Here is an 18820-nt window from a genome sequence, read left to right on the forward strand (position 1 = left end):
TAGTGTGTAGTAGGAGCCTTTACAATCAAGAAGGAAACAAAAGCCTCGTAGAAGAAGCGTATTTCCAGTCCAAGCGCCTCTGGAGCGGACAGTCTTCACTCGCAGAGGGGCGGAGGCCGAAGCGTAGACTGGAAATGCGCTTCTTCCCCACGTTAGCTACGCAAAAAATCCTCTTTCACAGAGAAAGAGGACAAAAATCGACAAGATTCTCGCCTCTTATCTGTCAGGTATTCTACCTGTTGGAGTTAGCACCTTGGCTCGAAAGAACTCAATCTCTCGTGCTAGGTTGCCGGGCTTCATAGGGCCATTCCCTCAGCCTTCTCTTGATAAGAGTAGTTTTTATTTTCAAAACGTTTGTGTAAGTATATACAGAATATAATCTGGCAATTACCTATCTGTCAACTGGGTTTAGCGAAAGAAATTTCTTGATAAATATTCCAGTTTCTCATGTAACATCAAGAGGGATTTTGTTGTGTCTTGTCGAATTATCGTAGATTGATACAAGCCTAGCAAATATTTGCGATGGGGATGCTACATGAGTCTATTAAAAGAAGTCATACTTCAATGGTTTTTTGCCATTATCCCGTTTGTGTTTTTCAACATTTATTACCGTGACAAAATGCGGAACTACAGCCGTTCCTTTATTGTCATTACCAGCTCAGCCTGCATGTTTCTCGCAATGACCTTCGCCCCGAGTGTCACGACTGGCATGTTTTTTGATATCCGCCATGTCATCATTCTTTTCGGACTCGTTTATGGCGGAGTCGAGATTGCCTTGCTCCTTCTGATTGAAGCCTTTCTTTATCGTTACTACCTAGGTGGTGAAGGAACGTGGGTTGGCATGCTGATCCTGGCAGTCAATTTTCTCTTGTCACTCTTTATTTATCGGCACTACAAAGCCAGTTATCGGAAAACACTGTATCTTTTTATGACGAGTACGATTTTTTCTATAGTTGCTTTAGGGACTACGTATTATTTTTTTCCCACGTATGTAACTCAACACCTCGTTTACTACACCATGATTCCTATTCAAAACTTTTTCGGCCTCTGGTTATTAATGTCGCTTTTCAGCAAGTGCGTTTCGGATAAGGAGCTGTTTATCCGCCACGCGCAAAATGAAAAAATCCAGACGATGAGCCATGTTGCTGCATCACTCGCACATGAGGTTCGCAATCCGCTGACGGCAGTCAAAGGCTTCTTGAAATTAATACAGGAATGTCCGGAAAATTTGGTAAAAGTCGATCAATACATTCGCATCAGTCTCGACGAAATCCAACGGACAGAAGCCATTTTGACCGAATACCTTGCGATTTCCAAGCCGCTCAAGGAACGGCATGAGCTCATTAATGTTAGCGTGCATCTGCATACCATCCGTGAAGTCATGCTCCCCTTTGCCAATATGCATAACGTGGAGCTTACGCTGCAAGACTTTGAGAGACCTGTGACGATCAAGGCCAATCCAGACGAGTTCAAGCAAGTGTTGGTGAATTTCATCAAAAATGCTATCGAAGCTTGTTCGGATATTTCGGACGGAAAAGTCACCCTGGACTTGCTCATAGAACGAAACAAAGCATTGCTAGTCATCAAGGATAACGGCGTCGGAATGGATGCAGGACAGATTAGCCGTCTTGGAACGATTTACTTTTCTACAAAAACGAGTGGGACCGGACTTGGATTAACGTATTCCTATCATGTCATTCATGCGATTGGCGGAACGGTCAATGTATCAAGCAAACCACGAGTAGGGACCAAGTTCACCATTATGCTCCCGTATAAGGCACAGTAACTGCATGCAGGTTTTGCAGTGTGACTGTGCCTTTTTCCATTCGATAGCTAATGATGTAACGGGGGGACTTTGGCGATTGATCGTTGCGAGAAAGACTTGTTCGGACTCTATCCCCATTTTCTTCAATTCGTACACAAGCCATTGCTCATCGCGATTCCGGTATGACAGCACATCTCGATAAATCTTGCCTTCCACAATGACGGGCAAAGACATTCCCGCAGAAGAAGCCTGGATGTCCAAATCCTGTTTCGTTACGACCTGCTGCTCTACTTTTTTGAGCACAGTTAACCGACCGTTCGCCTCGATAATAGCCAGATCAATCTCTGCCAGATCAAAAATATCTTTTTCGCGAAGCATATGGAGGATATTATCGAGCGAGTAGCGGATTTTTTTCAAGTTTTTGACGTGAAAAGTCCCGCTGTAGAAAATGACGGTCGGTTCAAATGTAACCATTCGGCCAAACCAGCGAAAGACAATAGACAACTGCGATACAACCCGTTGCAAGATACCCAACGTCATAATCGCTACGGCAATCGAAATATGCCGGACATCTGGCTCTGCGATGTCAGCCCCTGCCACTGATCCCAATGTAATAATGATGATAAAGTCAAAAACAGGCAGCTCTCCAATCGAGCGCTTGCCCATGAATAAAGTGACCAGCAGCAATAAAGGAATAATCGTACATACGCGCCCGATGACGAGCATGCTTTCTCCGAATCCTTCCACGCTTGTCCCTCCCCTTTCGAGCATTCGAATCTATTTTTACTATGCAATTTCTGGGAGGGCATTATGCAAAAACAAAACACCAGGAGTCTCCCCCTGGTGTCTCTCTACTAGAATGCAGCCATTTTCTGCTTATGGCATCGATTTCCCGGATGGTTGGGAAGATCGCGTTTTTGCTTTATGCCGCTTGATGATTAAAAAACAAATCTCCAAATGATATCGATAGCCACACCAATAGTTAGAACCATCATTTTTTGGAAAAAGCTAAGCTTGGCCTCTTTACCATTTATTCTTTTATAGGAGGTTTGCAAACCTAGTAGAATCATATACCCGCCTACATAAGCCAGAAAAATCCTGAATAGCTCTGTTAAAATCCAATCCAATATATATGCTCTCCTACATGACAAATCTACCATAAAAAAACCCAAGCAAATACGATTTCTATAGCCACCAGTGCTGTGACTACCAGAAACATTTTCGAGAATCCAATCTTGTCTTCCCATCGAAATAAAAAAAGGCTAGTCAAGCCTTTGACAGGCCGCCTAGCCGTTGCGAGGTTCTGTGAGCGACATCCTTTACCCGTTCAATCAAATACTGGAGTCGTTCTTCCTTCAAATCATACGTAACAATCCCAATGCTTAACGCCCCGATTACCTTTTGGTTGTAATCAATCACCGGTGCTGCGACAGACGCCGTATTTTCTGTCCGCTCCGCAAAACTGACCGCATGACCAGCTGCTCTGATCTCCTGAAGCTTCTCCATAAAAGCAGGCACCTGCTCTTCTCCCACGAGCTGCGCTACGGTTTGTCGTGCTTCTTCCAAAGACATATGTGCCAGCACGACTTTATTGGCTGCACCGATATGCATCGGAATTCGCAAGCCCAACTGGTCGTAGATGCGGATATTATGCTGACTGTCTACGCGCTCAACGACAATCGATTCGAGTCCGCTAGGCTGACTGAAGTAAACACTTTCGTTCACTTCTCTGGCAAGCTCTTCGATCATCGGCTTGATCACTTTGCGATAATCGATCCGATCGAGCACCCGCAAACCGAACTCCATCCATTTAAGGCCCAGCGTATATTGCTTGGTCGCAGCGTCCTGCTCGACCAGCCCGTGCTTCATCAACGTGTACAACAGTCGATAAATGGTGCTGATCGGGAGCTGGCATTCCTTCGCTAAATCATTGATCGTCCACCATTTTCTATGTTCATCCGACGAAAGTGCCGTTGCAATCGCCATCGCTCGATCAAACGATTGAATCACGGTCATCCCCCCTTTTCTCTCTATCTTCTCATATGAAACTATGTTAAACCATTTGCTCTAATTTTGTGAATCGCAAAAAAACTCCAGGTTGGAATCTCAGATTGACAGTCAGAAATCAGAATGTGTAAACTAATGATGAACATTTCGAAATATGAATAATATTCTGCAATGTGGAAAAAGGGAGGCAACTATGTTCCAAGGCAGCCAATCCATGGTCAAAAAGATGAAAACCGTCATCATCAAGCATCCCCACCAAGCATTTATCAGTCAAGAACATCTCGATCAATCGTGGAAAACCTTCAACTATACAGACCGCCCTGACTGGGACCGCGCTCTGCATGAATACGCCAAATTCGAATCGATTTTGCGCGATCATGTGGAAAACATCCTGCACTTGCCACAATCCGATAAAACCGGACTGGATTCCATTTACGCTCACGACCCGGTGAAATTCACTTCCAAAGGGGCGATCATTCTCAAATCTGGCAAAGAGCTCCGTCAGGGAGAGGCTGAAGTATACAAAGCGTTTTTAGAAGAAAACAATATCCCGATCCTGGGGCAGCTCACTGGAGATGCGTTGTCAGATGGCGGCGATCTCGTCTGGCTGGATGACAAAACGCTCGCTATCGGCCTTGGATTCCGCACGAATGAGGCGGCTATCGCTCAAATTACGGAAATGGTCAAGGATTTTACGGATGAAATCATCGTGGTACAGCTCCCATATGATCGCGGTCCGGCGGAATGTCTGCATCTGATGTCAGTCATCAGTATGATCGATCATGATTTAGCTGTCGTCTACTCCCAGCTGATGCCAGTATTTTTCCGCCAGCTGCTCATCGACAGAGGCATTCAATTAATTGAAGTACCGGATGATGAGTACGAAAATCTCGGCAGCAACGTGTTGGCACTCGCACCGCGTGTGTGCATGGTCGTGGCAGGCAACCCGATTACCAAGCAACGCCTTCTCGATGCAGGTGCAACTGTGTACGAGTATGAGGGTGAGGAGATTTCCTACAAGGGAACAGGTGGACCTACTTGCCTGACAAGCCCAGTGGAAAGAGTCTAGCAACAATAATGAATGCAAAAAAAGACCACAGCATATGTGGTCTTTTCGTTATGTTAGTAAAGTTATTTGGTAATAGGTATCACGCCATCCAAGGGGAATCTCTCCAACTCTAGTCCGCTCATCTCTACCTTGTACGTATCCTGTTTGGGTACCTCGAAAGTAAGTGAAACGGTCTCCAGGTTCTCTGCGATAATAAAATCCTTGTAATACTGACCTTCTACACGCAGATTAATCTCCTCTGGTCCTTCGTTCGGGATGACGATGAAAAGCTTGCCTTTTTCGTAATACACCTTATCTATGTTCAGCTTTTTCTTTTTGCCAAACAGGATGCTTTGCGGATATTTGGCATTCCGATCCAGCACTATGTTTTCTCTAATGGACCTATTCGCAGATACCTCGTCGAATCGAAGCTCGAGTTTTTCCGGTACGTCTTCAAAGAAGAGAGATGGGAAAAACTGCATGGTATACTTGTCACTGCTTTGAACCCGGGTAGCATCGCCACCTCGAACCCGTTCCAGATTCTCATTGATTCGGTCATCCATTGCCGGATATTCCTTTCCATTCCCATCTACCAGCTTCACATTCTCCAAGCGATACAACTCGAATCCATCCTGCAAAGCAGCTTCCAGCTCCGCTTCCATCACCGTCGGAGAAGCTATGATCTGATTTACTTTCAGCCTCGTCAACAGGCTGTCTGTTTCTAGCACAGCATCTACTTCTGCATCCGGTTGGATTACTTTTTCTGCTACAGTGACGGACCTTGGCAGGGGCAGCAACACCTCGGCTACCACTTCATCAGCTTCTTTCTTGCGCATATCTACAATTTGCACAGGCAGAACAGGCTTCGTCTGATTCATGAACTCCCGCATTTTTTTCTCGTCAATTCGGTAATTCGGTGTGATGATAAGATAATGCACACCATCGATTAATTGAAAATCTTTCGGAGCATGCCCTATTTCTTTCAGCTCCCCCAAATCTACACGAAGACTCCCATAGAGCATCTCGCTTCTTTTCGATTCATCCGGAATCCGCGCGATCTCCTCCATTTTTTCACCGGAGATTAACAGCGTAAACGTAATCCGCCTCCGATCCACCATAGCGTCCTTGAGTTGATACACAAAACCGTCCTTCTCCAATTTCACCTCAGGCAGAATCGGATAGCCGTTCTTCAAAGCGTGCATGAAACCTTCATCGGGCGTGATCCATTCAAATACTTCCTGACCTCGCTCTGCCCCCGTCAGTCCCCACGAGCTTCCCTCAAAGGGCTGAACAATCTGGAAGAAAAAAGTAGCAGCAACAGCTACTCCAGCTACCCAAGAGGTTACCTGCCAGCGACGGCGACGCTTCTCACGCTGAATTTTTGCCAGGACGTCCTGCTCCAATTTTTCCAAATGAAACGGATATTTCTCACGAACAGCTTGCTTCGCTGATTGGCTCCATTCCCTCCACATGCGATCGTCGCTCATCCTTTTACCTCCTTCGACATGGTCTCCTTCAATTGCTTTCTGGCTCGATGCAAACGAGTACGGACAACCTCTTGCGAAACCGTGAGAATGTCCGCCACTTCCGCAATCGACAGGTCTTCGTAATAGTGTAAGAGGATAACCTGCCTGTACTTCGGTGCGAGGGATTGAATGTACGTGACGACCTCTTCCCGCTTCACCCGGTTTAAAATCTCTTCCTCTACCTGATTGTTTGCCTGCCGATCCATCAGGTCGCCGAGATGATCATCCATCGTCGGAAAAATGTTGCGGAACGACCACGACCGAAAATGTTTTTTGCTTTCATTCATCGCGATCTTGTAGAGCCAATGCTTGATCTGTCCGTCCCCACGGAACTGATCGAGATGCCGATATGCTTTGATAAAAACATTTTGGGTAATATCGTCCGCCAAGGCATGATTCTTTACCGTGAGGCTCACCAGATGAAAAATCTTCTCCCCGTATTGCTGCATCAGCCATTTCAGTCTGGCTTCCCGTGTAACCTCCAGACTCGCTGGCATTGTTTCTGCTTCGTTCAATCCGTTCACCTCATCCGTTGATTGCTTGCTAGTAGGTATGATCCGTCTCACGGCAAAAAGGTGACAGAAAATGCAAAAAGAAACCGCTGTGGGTTCCACAACGGCTACTTCGCTGTTTGTTCGTCCTTTTCCAAAAACCAAACCTTCTGGATCGATCTACAGAAAATGCTGCATCCAAATATTCGGCTCGATATATACCACTTCGTCCTTTTCCACGTCAACCTGAACGGGAACTAATGCGTCTGGAATGATGTATGATCCTGACTCCGGGAATTTCATCTCCGTCCAGCTTTCCCAATCCGTCAAGCTTCCTCTGATCAGCATGGATTCCGGCGCAACCTGCATGATCGTCGCTCCCAGTTTCCAATGCGTACGCACCCATGGATCAAACGGAGCGTCATCGGACGTTTTCCACTGAACATAGTTGTCCATTGGCGTCAGCGGGTACTTGTGCTTGAGCGATGGACGTACGGGTGCCACCAAATAAGCCAAGCCATTTTCCTTGGCGATATCCTTCATCGCCGTAACCATCTGCTTGCTGAGACCGAGTCCACGATAGTGGGGATCGATTGAGATAGAGAGTGCCGATAACGCGTTTGGCTGCTTTTCTTGGCGGTAGTCTTCAATCCCTTGCAAAAAGACATCATCCCAGCCTTTTGGCAGCCCTTCCGCAGTGCCATCCCAATAAAATGGAATCGCATTTCCTACAGCCATCAACTTGTCAGCCTCGTCCGTCAACATGAATTGATAAGAAGAGAACCAGTCATTCAGATGACCGTAATATTCGTTAGCCACTTCGTCATTCAGCATGAAGGCAGACCAGCTTGCTTCAATGAGTGCATCAGCTTGATCGTTTAGATCTGATCTTTGTGCGAACGTGTAGATGTTGTATGACATGCTTGGAATCCTCCTACGAACTCTGATGTGTCTATCCTTCCATCTATTCCCTATTCGATTTTCTTCGACATTTTCCTCTTGGGGTATGTCACACAATCGCTCTCACTCTCGTTATATGGTCAAACCAAACGAGGAGCTGATTGGCATGAAAGAAGTAACATGTGTGATTGTCGGAGGCGGGTACGCAGGTATCAACGCACTAAAAGCCGTTCGGGACACGTGCAAAGGACGCCCGATCCGCTTCATCTTAATTGATAGAGAGCCTCATCACCTTCGCAAAGTACTGTTGTTCAAACCAGCGGTTGCTAAAACAGACATCTCCATTCCGCTAAAAAGCCTGTTTCCAGAGGGCGTCGAATTCATGCAAGGTACAGTCACGTCGATCAAAGGGAAGGAGAAGACCCTCTTATTCCTGAACAAAAACGGCCAAGAACAGACGTTGCCCTACGACATTCTCATCTTGGCAGTAGGAAGCGTCATTCGCCAACCGGAGCCAGAACAAGGCGGCATCGCTTTGACGGGCGTCGAGGCAGCCGAGGAAGTTCGGGATAAATGGCTTGCCAACATGCGCCAAGCCGTCCATGAGAAACAACCATCCGAACGCGAGCGATTGTTGACGATCGCCGTTGCGGGCGCGGGCATCAGCGGGATGGAGACCTCTGCGGAGTTAGCTTTTGCTATGCGCGAGGAAGCGAAGAACCTCGGCATCCATCCTGATGAAGTCAGGGTCTATCTCATCAACGCACAAAATCGCTTGTTTGTAGAAGGTCCTGCCAAAATGGGGCACAAGCTGGAGAGTGCACTCTCAGATAGCGGCGTTACCATTCTCCATGGCCAAAAAGTACTTCATGAGAGGGACGGAATGCTGACGCTAAACAGTGGTCGCACGCTTGCTGTCGGGCTATGCGTCTGGTCGCTCGGACTCCTGCCCAATCCCGCATTGCGTAGCATGGGCTTGCCACTGACCACACGCGGACAGGTGGTCGTCGATGAATCCTATCGCGTAGCGGGTACTCCAGGGGTGTACAGCATTGGCGATTGTGCACGCATCGTAGATCCAGCCAGCGGGCAAGCAGATACGATGACCTGCAAGGAAGCCAGCGGACAGGCGGTGCGCCTGGGCAAAATTGTGTTGGCAGATTTGGACGGTACTCCTGCCCCCGCACACAAAAGCTACATGGACTTTTACTGCATTGGACTTGGCCCAGAACGCGGAATGGTTTGGACGAGAAAATGGGGACTCGATATCATTTTGACAGGGAAATTGGGGTGGAAAATTCGCCAGTTTACCTGGAATATTGCCAGCATGATAAAATAAGGAAAAAACAGGGACGTACGAAGACACAAGAGGAAGTGACACAGCCATGGAGGCTCTGTACGAACAATATAAAGGGCTCATGTTCCGGCTTGCCTATCAGATGCTCGGCTCGGCCACGGATGCGGAGGATGTTGTGCAGGACGTATTCGTGAAGGCCTACGATGTCCCGCTTGCGCAAATGTCTGAACCGAAGGCATACCTGTGCAAAATGACCACCAACCGCTGCCTCGATTTGTTAAAATCGGCCCGAAAAAAACGGGAGCTGTATACAGGACCGTGGCTGCCAGAGCCCATCTCTACCCCTGGTGCTGACAGCTATGACGCTGTCATTACGAAAGACTTGCTATCCTATGCAATGCTCGTCCTGTTGGAGCGGCTGTCTCCCGCAGAAAGAGCGGTGTTTGTCCTGCGAGAAGCCTTTGACTTCCAATATGACGAGATTGCCGAACTGGTTGGGAAAACCGAAGCGAATTGCCGCAAGATCGTTAGTCGGGCTAAAAAGAAAATGGGGATTGCCACAGAAGAACCTCAACTCACCCCAGAAAAAGAGAGCGGGGAAGAATGGATCGGCCGTTTTCTGTCTGCACTGGAGCACGGAAATGTCGAGACATTGCTCACGCTTCTTGCCACAGATGCGGTACTGCTCTCCGACGGCGGCGGCAAGGTCACCGCAGCTCTGCATCCGATCTTATCTGGCGAACGCGTGGCTTCCTTCTTGCTCGGCTTGATGCGCAGCTTCTCAAAGCGTCCACATTTCTCTGTAGCGCTCGCACCTCTAAACAACCAGACCGGGTTTGTAATCAGACAGGACGGAAAAATCTACACCGTGGTGTTTTTGCATATCGAACACGGAGTCATTCGCAACCTCTACTTTGTCAGAAATCCTGATAAGCTAAGATTCATAGAGTCGTAGTCGGCTCCTAGCGTAGCAAACGATTCACACAAGAATCTCACAAGTAAAACCCTCTTTCCTATTTTAGTGAAAGAGGGTTTGATTTCGCGTCATGCATGTTCTAAAAAAGTGTGATCAAAATAGGATTGAAAATTCGGATACAAAAAGACAAGTGACTCTTTAAGCTTGTTCCGATCTGTATTTTCTTCATCCATCTCAAATAACATTTCATGTTCAATCTCGTAGATGGCACACTTCTCTTCATCCGGGCTTTCTTGCAAATCAATACAGTATAGCTTGCCGTACTCCGTATCCCATGAAAAAGGAAGGTAGCCTAACTTGCAAAGCAATGGATTGTACATATCCTTTATACGATCAATTGGCTCATCAATCCCTTGTTCAGGAATGACGTCGAAATAATGATGATAGGTTGAAATAAATGCCTTGTACCACTCCGGAAATGTCAGCCCAAATTCTTCTTCGAGCGCAGCCACATCATCGTGACTTACGATAGAAGGAACTAGCTTCCATCTGGACCATTCTTCATCGACATCAGCTACCTTCATGACATCAGGGACGTCTGGCCGCATCCATCTGCAAAAACCTTCCTCTGTTACTTGGTTATATCGGGCATAGTAAGCCTCAAAACCATTCCTGATATACTCTTTTATATCCATATGTTAGGTCCTCCTTTTTCCTATAGGAAGTCAGTTCCCCCATAATCGCTTCGTTTCCACGAGCACTTCACCCTGAAATTCCATTTGGTAAATATCAGGCTTGGACATCGTCAATAAAAAATCCAAGTCGTACTGACTGTCAAAGTACCCCATCATCAATGTCATAACGGCACCATGCGTTCCTATTACAACTTTCTGCCCTCTATATTGCTCTAAAATATTTCGCAATGTTCTTACCACACGATTCCGACAAATTGTTAAGGACTCTCCTCCACGTAACGAAAAGTCTGGCTCAGTAAACATCTTCTTTACCAATGGATACAATTCGCTATCGGCCATGATCTGATTGTTTCCTATAAAAACGAGTTCTCTCAGCTCTTCTAAAACGACGATCTCTTTCCCTACGGACTGGGCTAGTTCTTCTATGGTTGCCATTGCCCTTTTATACGGACTTGAAATGAACGCATCTATCCCCTCGTCTTTTAACAATTGAGTAATGATACGGGCATCTGACCTACCTTTTTCAGTTAGTCCTCGTGTTCTTTCGTCCCCTTCGGTTTTTGGTGATTCTCCGTGCCTGACCATGTAAATAAAGGTTTTCATACATACCCTCCGTGGAAACTTTTTATTTTCCGCCCTACACCCTTCCTGAAAATATATTACAACAAACCTACCTTCCGTTTTTTACCAGCAAAAAGGGGGGGGCACTCTTAAATTTTAAACCGATGCACGATCTCTTCCATTGTCTGCGTCAAGCCGACATTTCTCTCTGAAATAGCATCGACCTGTTGATTGTTATCCGCAATAATGCGAGATTGCTCTGTGATCGCCTCCACACTGTGGGCACTTTTCTCCATCGAGTTCGTCACTTGCTTCACGACAGAAACCACACTGCTGATTGTGGAATTCAATTCTTCAAAAGACGCATTGAATTCTGCCAGCAACGTATGAAAACGGTGTGCATCCAAAGTGTACTTCTCCGATGTTTCCATCATGCTATCATAGTCAGGACTGACCCGCGTATCGATGAAGTCCAATACACTCGACGAATGAGTCGCCAGATTGTCTACGGATTCGCCCGCGAGCTGGCATCCTGCGCGGTCACAGCACCTTTTCAAATATCTAGTCACTACTATTCATACCACGGATTTAAATGGATCAATACCTCTTCTACTTCTTTCATTTCACTCATGATGGAGACTTTTATGATTCTGCTTATATCGTGTCCTTCTTTAATCGTTAAATCATTTGAAATACTGACTCGTACGTCCACAATCACATAATGGCCATGTTCTCTTGCTCGAATCCGGTCAATTCTTTTTACTTGTGGAACCGCTCGCACAATGCTCTCAAGCTGAAACAACTGCTCAGCAGGTAAGCTTTTCTCCATTAATACACCAATAGACTCCTCCCCCATTTCGTAAGCCAATTTCATCACGAAATAGGAAACGATCAATCCAGCTATCGGATCTCCATATTGTGTAAAAGGTAGATCGTAGCGATCCCCAATTAACGCTACACCAATCCCTACGACAGCAGCAATTGAAGCGTACACATCCGCTAGATGATCGTTTGCCGTTGCAATCAAACTTTTACTATTCTTTTCTCGTCCAAGGCGTATGCAGTATACGTAAAGAACTTGTTTCCACACTAAAGATATAATGGCAGCTATCAATGCTATAATACTTGCTTCTACTGCCGGTTCGAATAAGGCTTCTATCGATTTATAAACCATGAATAATGCAGCTAAAGCTAAAATAATCGCCACAATACCAGAAGCGATAACCTCTGCTTTACCGTGACCATATGGATGGTCTTTATCCGCTGGTTTTTTGGACACCAAAGACGATGTCAAAGCAGCGAATGTAGCAATCACATCACCAGCATTATGAATACCATCCGCAATGAGGACCTGACTATTGAATAAAATTCCAACAACAACCTTTATCACAGTCAATGCCACATTACTGATCAAACTAATCCATAATGCGAGCAATGAAGATGAATTTTGCATATTACCTATCCTCCCCACTTCCGAAACAACATGCTGACTTATTGTACTGGATGATTTTTGAGTGGGTCTAGAGAAACAGTGTTTACTTTATTCATGCATGTAGTAGAAATGAAAATAAGTTGAGTCGCCCCAAAATTTTTTTAAAAGAACCCAGACTGTGTTCCTATTCTCCACCTTCATAAGGTCCATCATCTAATTTTACCCTTTCCTCAATTTCTCTAAGCGTTGGTTTTACTTAGTTAGTCGTTGGGTACCTAGTTTCGGTCAGAGTGAACTTCTCTACCTCGTCGACAGTAATAAAATTTTGTCCTGAACTTGTCAATCCTTCCATGAATTTACTGTGTTTTACCAATATATACAGTAAGATTTACCATTAACACCGTGCCAATAGTGTCAATGAACACCGTATGAACTTATGCCCAAAAACGCCCTACACCGCCATTTGTTATGTTAAAATCGGCTCGAACAAAGATGTTCAAAACGTATGTAGGAGGATACCCACATGCAAAATCGTCAAAACGAAATTATTATTCCTGAAAATCCTGTTTCACACTTCTTGTTCACCAGCACGAATTCCGCTGCGATCTGGTTGATCATCAGACTGTATGTCGGATATGCATGGATTACTACTGGATGGAAAAAAGTCCAGTCCGATAACTGGACCGGAGATGCGGCGGGTGGAGCGATTCAAGGGTTCGTAAAAGGATCGCTTGCGAAAGCAGCCGAAGGAAAGGACGTAACGGCGTGGTATGCCTGGTTCCTGGAAAATGTCGTATTGCCAAATGCCAAGGTGTTTGGCTTCCTCGTCGCTTGGGGTGAGGTTCTCGTCGGACTCGGTTTGATTCTCGGCTGCCTGACAGGGATCGCGGCATTCTTCGGTGCCTTGATGAACGTCAGCTTTCTGTTCGCAGGAACGGTCAGCAGCAACCCGCTCCTCTTTGTTTTTGCTACCTGGCTCGTTCTGGCCTGGAAGGTTGCGGGCTGGTATGGTCTGGATCGCTGGGCACTTTCTTATCTTGGTACACCTTGGACGCGGAAATCGCGCGATGGTGTTTTGCCGATGAACAAGTAATTCTGTCTTACCTCCCTAATGACAAAGCCACCTTTTACGGGTGGCTTTTGTTGTCCCTTCGGATAAATGATTAATTAGGTAACGGACAAATTGTATGAATTTATTCCCATCTGTATCCGTGATTTCCAGCGAACATTTATACATTGTGTTGAATGACTGGATGATTGCTGTGCATTATTCTTTTGGGGAACTGTTAATTTTCTTACTTTTCAAACAATTAAACAGGAGGTATGTATGAACAAGTGGCTATTAGGCATTTCTACTGCTGTATTGTTGTTTAGTCTCTCCGTCGGCTGTAGCTCGAAGCCCGCCGACAATGTCCAATCCCCTCCAGCGGAAGCGACAGCAAAGCCTAAGACCGCAGAGCCAATGGTCTTGCAATGGAGCATCACTGGCGAGCCGTCTACGCTGGATTCCGGCATTGCAACAGATTCGACCTCCATGGACATGATCAACCTCACCTTCGAAGGACTGACCAGTGTCGACCGTCAAGGCCAGATGATCAACGCCATCGCAGAGAGCTACACACATACTCCTGACTTCACTCATTTTACTTTTACCATTCGAAAGGACGCCAAATGGAGCAATGGCGATCCTGTTACCGCTCATGATTTTGAGTACGCCATCAAGCGCAATCTCGACCCCAAAACCGCTTCCGGCTACGCGTACCAGCTCTTCTATATCAAGGGGGGCGAGGATTTTTACACCGGAAAAGGCAAGCAAGAGGACGTCGGGGTAAAAGCAAAGGACGACTACACACTAGATTTCATCTTGCGCTCACCAACACCGTTTTTCCGCGAATTGACCTCATTCACTACCTACTACCCACTTCATAAAAAGACGATCGAGAGCAACCCCCAGTGGGCAACAGAAGTCAAAACGATTGTCGGCAATGGCCCGTTTGTCATGGATGCGTGGGAGCACAAATCCAAGCTCACCTTCAGCAAAAGCCCTACTTATTGGGACAACGCCAACGTCAAGCTAGACAAGATCCATATTGCCATCATCGAGGATAACAACACCGCCCTGTCCATGTTTGAAAATGGCGATCTGGATTGGGGAGGCTACCCTTCCTTTGGCTTGTCGCCAGATGCGGTCGGTCAGATTAAAGCGGAAGACAAGCTGCTCGTCGCAGATAACCCCGGCACTAAAGCTGTCATTTTCAATACAGAGAAGCCCCCATTCACGAACAAAAAAATTCGCCAGGCGTTTTCGTATTCGATCAACCGACAGCAATTGGTGGATAACATCCTACAGACTGGTGTTCCACCCGCTTATGGTTGGGTTCCCGTCTCCATGGGGTTGAATCCGGACGGCTACTTTAAAGAGGATGTGGCAAAGGCCAAGCAGCTTTTGGCAGAAGGCTTGAAAGAGCTCGGGCTGACGCAATTCCCAAAAGTCACGTACTACTACGACACTGGAGAAACGGACAAGAAGCTGGCTCAAGCGCTCCAGGACGAGTGGAAGAAAACACTCGGAGTCGACATTGACATCCGCACCTCGGAATGGAAAGTGTTCAACGAAGATGTCCAAAATGGCAAATACGACTTCGGCATCTGGCTATGGGGGGCCGATTTCAACGACCCGATCAATTTCCTCGAAATGTACAAGAACTTGGGTGGCAACAACGTCGTTCGCTTCGACAACAAGGAATACCGCGATCTGCTAAACAAGAGCTACTATGAGACCGACGAGCAGAAGCGCAAGCAACTCATGTTTGATGCCGAAAAAATTCTCATGGAAGAAATGCCGCTGGCACCGCTGCACTTCCGCGGCAACGCTTATGTGAAAAACGACAAGGTGAAGGACTTTGTGATCTTCCCTCTCGGCGGCTCCTACTTTAAATACGCGTATATTGAAAAATAATAAAGCGCGGGCCTCCTCTCTACGTCAAACAAAGAGAGGAGCCCGCGCTTTCCACTATTCAAGATTCCCCGCAATACGATATGGGTAGGAACTCCGACGGTTTTCTCCGATAGACAGGAAACCGTTCCATCGTAAGCGACTCTCCTTCTATAGCGTTTTCTCCATATAATAGCGATCGTTTCCACTACCATATTCCGCTATCCGTGTCTCGATAACCGCAAAGCCTGCTTTTTGATAGAGTCCAACTGCTCCGGTATTATCAGGGCTTACGGTCAGGCAAATCTGGCGAAACCCATCCTCACGCAACTGCTCCAGCAATCGGTTCAAGAAAGAGAACCCATACCCCATCCCTTTACGATCTGCTCGAATGTAATACCCGTACATGTAGCACTTGTCCGGCTGACGAAAATCCCTCAAGAGCTGACATACCCCGACAGGACTCGCCTCCTCCGCTTCCATGAAAAGAGCAACGCAGCCATGTCTCGCAAGTGGTACGAGCACCCATTCATCAATCGCTCCATGTACACCAAAAGCCTCCTGCTCCATTACCTTGATCATTTGAAGCTGGCTTTCTGTCAATGCCTCGACGACTTCTACTCGTGTATTTTGCATTCCAGTCATCCCCTTATACGGGTTGCCGCTTCGCTCCGATGACTTGCTCTGACTTAACCGTTAGTTCGGCAAGCACCGCTTCGTCTAGCTCTACACCTAATCCTGGCTTATCTGACACAAAAATCTGGCTTCCGTGAATCGCAAGCTCGGCTACGTCCCGCGAAATGATCGCAGGTCCTGCCAGCTCGTTGGAAATGATGTTTTTCTTCGCCAGTGACAAATGAGCACCAGCCGCACTGCCAATCGAGGACTCCAGCATCGAACCGATCTGACACTCCATCCCAGCCATTTCCGCCTGATTCACAAGTTTGAGAGCAGGATAAATCCCTCCGCTTTTCATCAGTTTGATGTTAACTTTATCTGCAGCTTTCTTCGCGATGACCTCCCGCATTTCCTTCGTCCCGTGCAATCCTTCGTCTACCATGATTGGAATAGTTGTTTGCCTGCGAATATCCGCCAAAGCATCCAGATCATCCGCCACAACAGGCTGCTCCATCCAATCAATGTGACAATCCTCGATCTGCTTCAAAGCCAGCAAGGTGTTCGTACGGTTCTCCCAACCTTGGTTGGCGTCCACCCGCAGCCCTACGTCAGGGCCAACTGCCTGCCAAACAGCTCTGATTCGCTGGATATCTGTCCAAAGATCAGCTCCCACCTTTATTTTGATAGAGTCATACCCAGCTGCCACTGCTTGCCTGGCTTCAGCTGCCATGACCTCTGGCTCCAAAATGCTTAACACATAAGGGAAGGAAAGAGTTGTGTGATATTTTCCGCCCAAGAAATGATAAACAGGTTGACCAGCCGCCTTTCCCATCAAATCATAGCAGGCGATATCGATGGCGGCTTTTGCTGCTGGGGCTCCCCAAACAGTCTGGTTCATCTTTTCATGGATTCTCTCGATATCAAACGGATTCTCACCGATCACAACAGGTGCCAGGTTTTGAACGAGCATCGTATAGGTGGACTCCCACGTCTCTCCGGTGACATTTTGATCCGGTACTGCTTCACCTAGTCCGACCAGCCCATTGTCTGTCTCTACTTTTACAATAATGGACGGCATATCCTCATACGAGGCGTACGCGATAATAAATGGGCGTTTTAGCGGCAACCTTATGGCATGAACACATACAGTCGTTATTTTCATATTCGACTACCCTCCGTATCTGCTACTCGTGGAATGATCCGATAATACAGGGACATGGCTTTTACAGAGCCGTCTTCGCCTGTTACAAAACCAACTGTCAGCTCGCTTCCCTCTCTATCGGTGATAAATTGATGCTCTCCAATTGGTCGCAATAGATAGTTCAGTTGTTTTCCACCAAACGCATCCAACGTCTTATCTATCATCATCAGGACACCCTCTACCACATATACGATGATATCCATTCCTTCCCCACTAGCGTATCGACCGGCATACTCCCCTAACTGGGAAAGAGGGACGCTATATGTCTCGAATTGGTACTGTGGCGTATTCAATGGACGCCCTTCTACGGCATGGAGTGCTGTCAGAGTGGCTTTTTCGACGAGACTTCCGGTTAAATTGGCCAAAGCCATGGAGGTAATCCCCCGCTCCGGAACAATCGCTAAATTGGAGGCGACACCTTTGATCGCTCCACCGTGCTTGATCAAGGTACCCCCATAGTAGTCGGGTTGAATGGATAAGCCATATCCGTAATACCTGCCGTAGCTGTTCTGGACATGCGGATAGATCATTTGTTTGACGCTCTCCTCGGATAAAATCCGTTCCTTACCCACGCATCCGCCCGTACGGAATATTTCTGCGTAGTTTAACATGTCTCGTACTGTTGAATTCAAATACCCCGAGGCGGCTACCAACAATCCGTCCTCCCACAGTGGATCAGGGTAAATCTCAGACACTCCATTGTTCTCTTTCAAATGGTAGATGGTGGTGACAGCCGGCAAGTGAGGCAGATCGCTGAGAAGGAAGGTGCTGCTTGGCATGTCTGCTGGTTCCAAAATATGCTCTTTGACATAAACGTCATACGACTTCCCACTCACTCGGGCTATGACTGCTCCCAAGAGAGAATAGCAATCATTCGAATAGCTAAACAATTGTCCTGGAGAGCCCACTAGCTCATATTCCGCCAGGGCAAGAGCTTCCATCAGCTCTTCGAACGTGGAGATCAGTTTCTGGTACTCCTTTTTCAAGTAACGGTGAATCGGGTTATCTTCGTCAGGCATGTCATCGAACATGGAGTTGCGAATCGCCAGGTGATCAATGGGCAGCGGCGGTATGCCCGTCGTGTGCGTCATAAAATGGTGGATCGTCATCTGCTCCGTTTTTTGACGATCCGGGGTACGAAACTCAGGGAGATATTTGATCACTGGATCATGAACAGAGAGCTTTTTCGCTTCCTGTAGCTGCATGATCGCCATGCATGTAAAAGACTTCGTAACGGAAGCCAATCCCATCACGGTATCAGGCGTGATTTCGAGTTCCTTTTCACGATCCCGGTAGCCAAAGCTTTTGCGAAGCAGGCTCTGCCCATCCAAATTCACACCCATGACAAAGCCCGGAACCCTGCCTTCCTTCATTTCTTTTGCAACCAGCTCTTCCCATTCTACTAACCAGCCTTGCTGTCTCATTTGT

The 18820-nt window shown here is 46.9% G+C and carries 19 protein-coding genes and 1 riboswitch; of the genes, 6 read left to right on the top strand and 13 right to left on the bottom strand.

The genetic code is table 11. The annotated features are described in order from the left end of the window. Nucleotides 1-213: 213 nt before the first annotated feature. Nucleotides 214-333: riboswitch (SAM riboswitch) on the bottom strand. 202 nt (nucleotides 334-535) lie between these two features. After that, nucleotides 536-1786, top strand: coding sequence for an ATP-binding protein (locus tag ACFYU8_RS20690; RefSeq protein WP_390302715.1), 1251 nt, complete (start codon nucleotides 536-538; stop codon nucleotides 1784-1786). Here the strand turns inward: ACFYU8_RS20690 and ACFYU8_RS20695 are convergent. The 3 genes from ACFYU8_RS20695 to ACFYU8_RS20705 all read right to left on the bottom strand — a co-directional run bounded on the left by ACFYU8_RS20695 (nucleotide 1727) and on the right by ACFYU8_RS20705 (nucleotide 3775). Continuing rightward, on the bottom strand, nucleotides 1727-2512 hold the full coding sequence (locus ACFYU8_RS20695) for a DUF421 domain-containing protein (protein ID WP_390302712.1): 786 nt from the start codon (nucleotides 2510-2512) through the stop codon (nucleotides 1727-1729). The two genes, ACFYU8_RS20690 and ACFYU8_RS20695, sit on opposite strands and share 60 nt — an antisense overlap. 191 nt (nucleotides 2513-2703) lie before the next feature. After that, complete coding sequence (locus ACFYU8_RS20700) at nucleotides 2704-2892, bottom strand: hypothetical protein (protein ID WP_390302709.1); 189 nt, start codon at nucleotides 2890-2892, stop codon at nucleotides 2704-2706. 139 nt (nucleotides 2893-3031) lie between these two features. Next, nucleotides 3032-3775 (bottom strand): IclR family transcriptional regulator, encoded by a 744-nt coding sequence (locus ACFYU8_RS20705; RefSeq protein WP_390302706.1) that lies wholly within the window; start codon nucleotides 3773-3775, stop codon nucleotides 3032-3034. A gap of 190 nt (nucleotides 3776-3965) precedes the next feature. On the opposite strand from ACFYU8_RS20705, the gene ACFYU8_RS20710 reads away from it, so the two are divergent. Next, a complete protein-coding gene (locus tag ACFYU8_RS20710) occupies nucleotides 3966-4841 on the top strand; it encodes a dimethylarginine dimethylaminohydrolase family protein (protein WP_390302703.1) in 876 nt (291 codons plus the stop codon). Nucleotides 4842-4903: 62 nt separating this feature from the next. Here ACFYU8_RS20710 and ACFYU8_RS20715 read toward each other — a convergent pair whose 3' ends face one another. The 3 genes from ACFYU8_RS20715 to ACFYU8_RS20725 all read right to left on the bottom strand — a co-directional run bounded on the left by ACFYU8_RS20715 (nucleotide 4904) and on the right by ACFYU8_RS20725 (nucleotide 7758). Beyond that, a complete protein-coding gene (locus ACFYU8_RS20715; RefSeq protein ID WP_390302700.1) occupies nucleotides 4904-6307 on the bottom strand; it encodes a hypothetical protein in 1404 nt (467 codons plus the stop codon). Beyond that, nucleotides 6304-6861 (bottom strand): sigma-70 family RNA polymerase sigma factor, encoded by a 558-nt coding sequence (locus ACFYU8_RS20720; RefSeq protein WP_390302697.1) that lies wholly within the window; start codon nucleotides 6859-6861, stop codon nucleotides 6304-6306. The genes ACFYU8_RS20715 and ACFYU8_RS20720 overlap by 4 nt, the downstream gene beginning before the upstream one ends. Nucleotides 6862-7017: 156 nt before the next feature. Further along, complete coding sequence (locus ACFYU8_RS20725) at nucleotides 7018-7758, bottom strand: GNAT family N-acetyltransferase (protein WP_390302694.1); 741 nt, start codon at nucleotides 7756-7758, stop codon at nucleotides 7018-7020. Nucleotides 7759-7903: 145 nt separating this feature from the next. Between ACFYU8_RS20725 and ACFYU8_RS20730 the strand changes: the two genes are divergently transcribed. Together ACFYU8_RS20730 and ACFYU8_RS20735 are read left to right on the top strand one after the other, a co-directional pair. Continuing rightward, complete coding sequence (locus tag ACFYU8_RS20730; protein WP_390302691.1) at nucleotides 7904-9076, top strand: NAD(P)/FAD-dependent oxidoreductase; 1173 nt, start codon at nucleotides 7904-7906, stop codon at nucleotides 9074-9076. A gap of 46 nt (nucleotides 9077-9122) precedes the next feature. After that, complete coding sequence (locus ACFYU8_RS20735; protein WP_390302688.1) at nucleotides 9123-9989, top strand: RNA polymerase sigma-70 factor; 867 nt, start codon at nucleotides 9123-9125, stop codon at nucleotides 9987-9989. Nucleotides 9990-10078: 89 nt separating this feature from the next. Here ACFYU8_RS20735 and ACFYU8_RS20740 read toward each other — a convergent pair whose 3' ends face one another. From ACFYU8_RS20740 to ACFYU8_RS20755, 4 genes are all read right to left on the bottom strand, one after another. Further along, nucleotides 10079-10645, bottom strand: coding sequence for an SMI1/KNR4 family protein (locus tag ACFYU8_RS20740; RefSeq protein ID WP_390302685.1), 567 nt, complete (start codon nucleotides 10643-10645; stop codon nucleotides 10079-10081). Nucleotides 10646-10675: 30 nt separating this feature from the next. Continuing rightward, the gene (locus ACFYU8_RS20745) at nucleotides 10676-11248 is read right to left on the bottom strand and encodes a histidine phosphatase family protein (protein ID WP_390302682.1); all 573 of its coding nucleotides are present in this window, start codon (nucleotides 11246-11248) and stop codon (nucleotides 10676-10678) included. Between the two features lie 107 nt (nucleotides 11249-11355). Then, nucleotides 11356-11775: a hypothetical protein gene (locus ACFYU8_RS20750; RefSeq protein ID WP_390302679.1), complete on the bottom strand. Its 420-nt coding sequence runs from the start codon at nucleotides 11773-11775 to the stop codon at nucleotides 11356-11358. A gap of 2 nt (nucleotides 11776-11777) precedes the next feature. Then, complete coding sequence (locus tag ACFYU8_RS20755; protein WP_390302676.1) at nucleotides 11778-12659, bottom strand: cation diffusion facilitator family transporter; 882 nt, start codon at nucleotides 12657-12659, stop codon at nucleotides 11778-11780. 502 nt (nucleotides 12660-13161) lie between these two features. On the opposite strand from ACFYU8_RS20755, the gene ACFYU8_RS20760 reads away from it, so the two are divergent. Beyond that, nucleotides 13162-13731 carry a DoxX family protein gene (locus ACFYU8_RS20760; RefSeq protein WP_390302673.1) on the top strand — a complete coding sequence of 190 codons (570 nt, stop codon included), beginning with the start codon at nucleotides 13162-13164 and terminating at the stop codon, nucleotides 13729-13731. Nucleotides 13732-13965: 234 nt separating this feature from the next. After that, the gene (locus tag ACFYU8_RS20765; protein WP_390302670.1) at nucleotides 13966-15597 is read left to right on the top strand and encodes a peptide ABC transporter substrate-binding protein; all 1632 of its coding nucleotides are present in this window, start codon (nucleotides 13966-13968) and stop codon (nucleotides 15595-15597) included. Nucleotides 15598-15744: 147 nt separating this feature from the next. Here ACFYU8_RS20765 and ACFYU8_RS20770 read toward each other — a convergent pair whose 3' ends face one another. Genes ACFYU8_RS20770 through ACFYU8_RS20780 form a run of 3 tightly spaced genes read right to left on the bottom strand, consistent with a single transcriptional unit; the run spans nucleotide 15745 to nucleotide 18816 of the window. Further along, nucleotides 15745-16209, bottom strand: coding sequence for a GNAT family N-acetyltransferase (locus tag ACFYU8_RS20770; protein ID WP_390302667.1), 465 nt, complete (start codon nucleotides 16207-16209; stop codon nucleotides 15745-15747). 13 nt (nucleotides 16210-16222) lie between these two features. Continuing rightward, nucleotides 16223-17353, bottom strand: a complete 1131-nt coding sequence (locus tag ACFYU8_RS20775; RefSeq protein WP_390302664.1) for a mandelate racemase/muconate lactonizing enzyme family protein — start codon at nucleotides 17351-17353, stop codon at nucleotides 16223-16225. Further along, entirely contained in the window at nucleotides 17350-18816 is a 1467-nt protein-coding gene (locus ACFYU8_RS20780) for a serine hydrolase domain-containing protein (protein ID WP_390302661.1), read from the bottom strand. Before ACFYU8_RS20780 ends, ACFYU8_RS20775 begins: the two co-directional genes overlap by 4 nt. Nucleotides 18817-18820 lie beyond the last annotated feature (4 nt).

Origin of the sequence: Brevibacillus sp. NPDC003359 (assembly GCF_042878995.1) — a bacterium.
Classification (GTDB): Bacteria; Bacillota; Bacilli; order Brevibacillales; family Brevibacillaceae; genus Brevibacillus.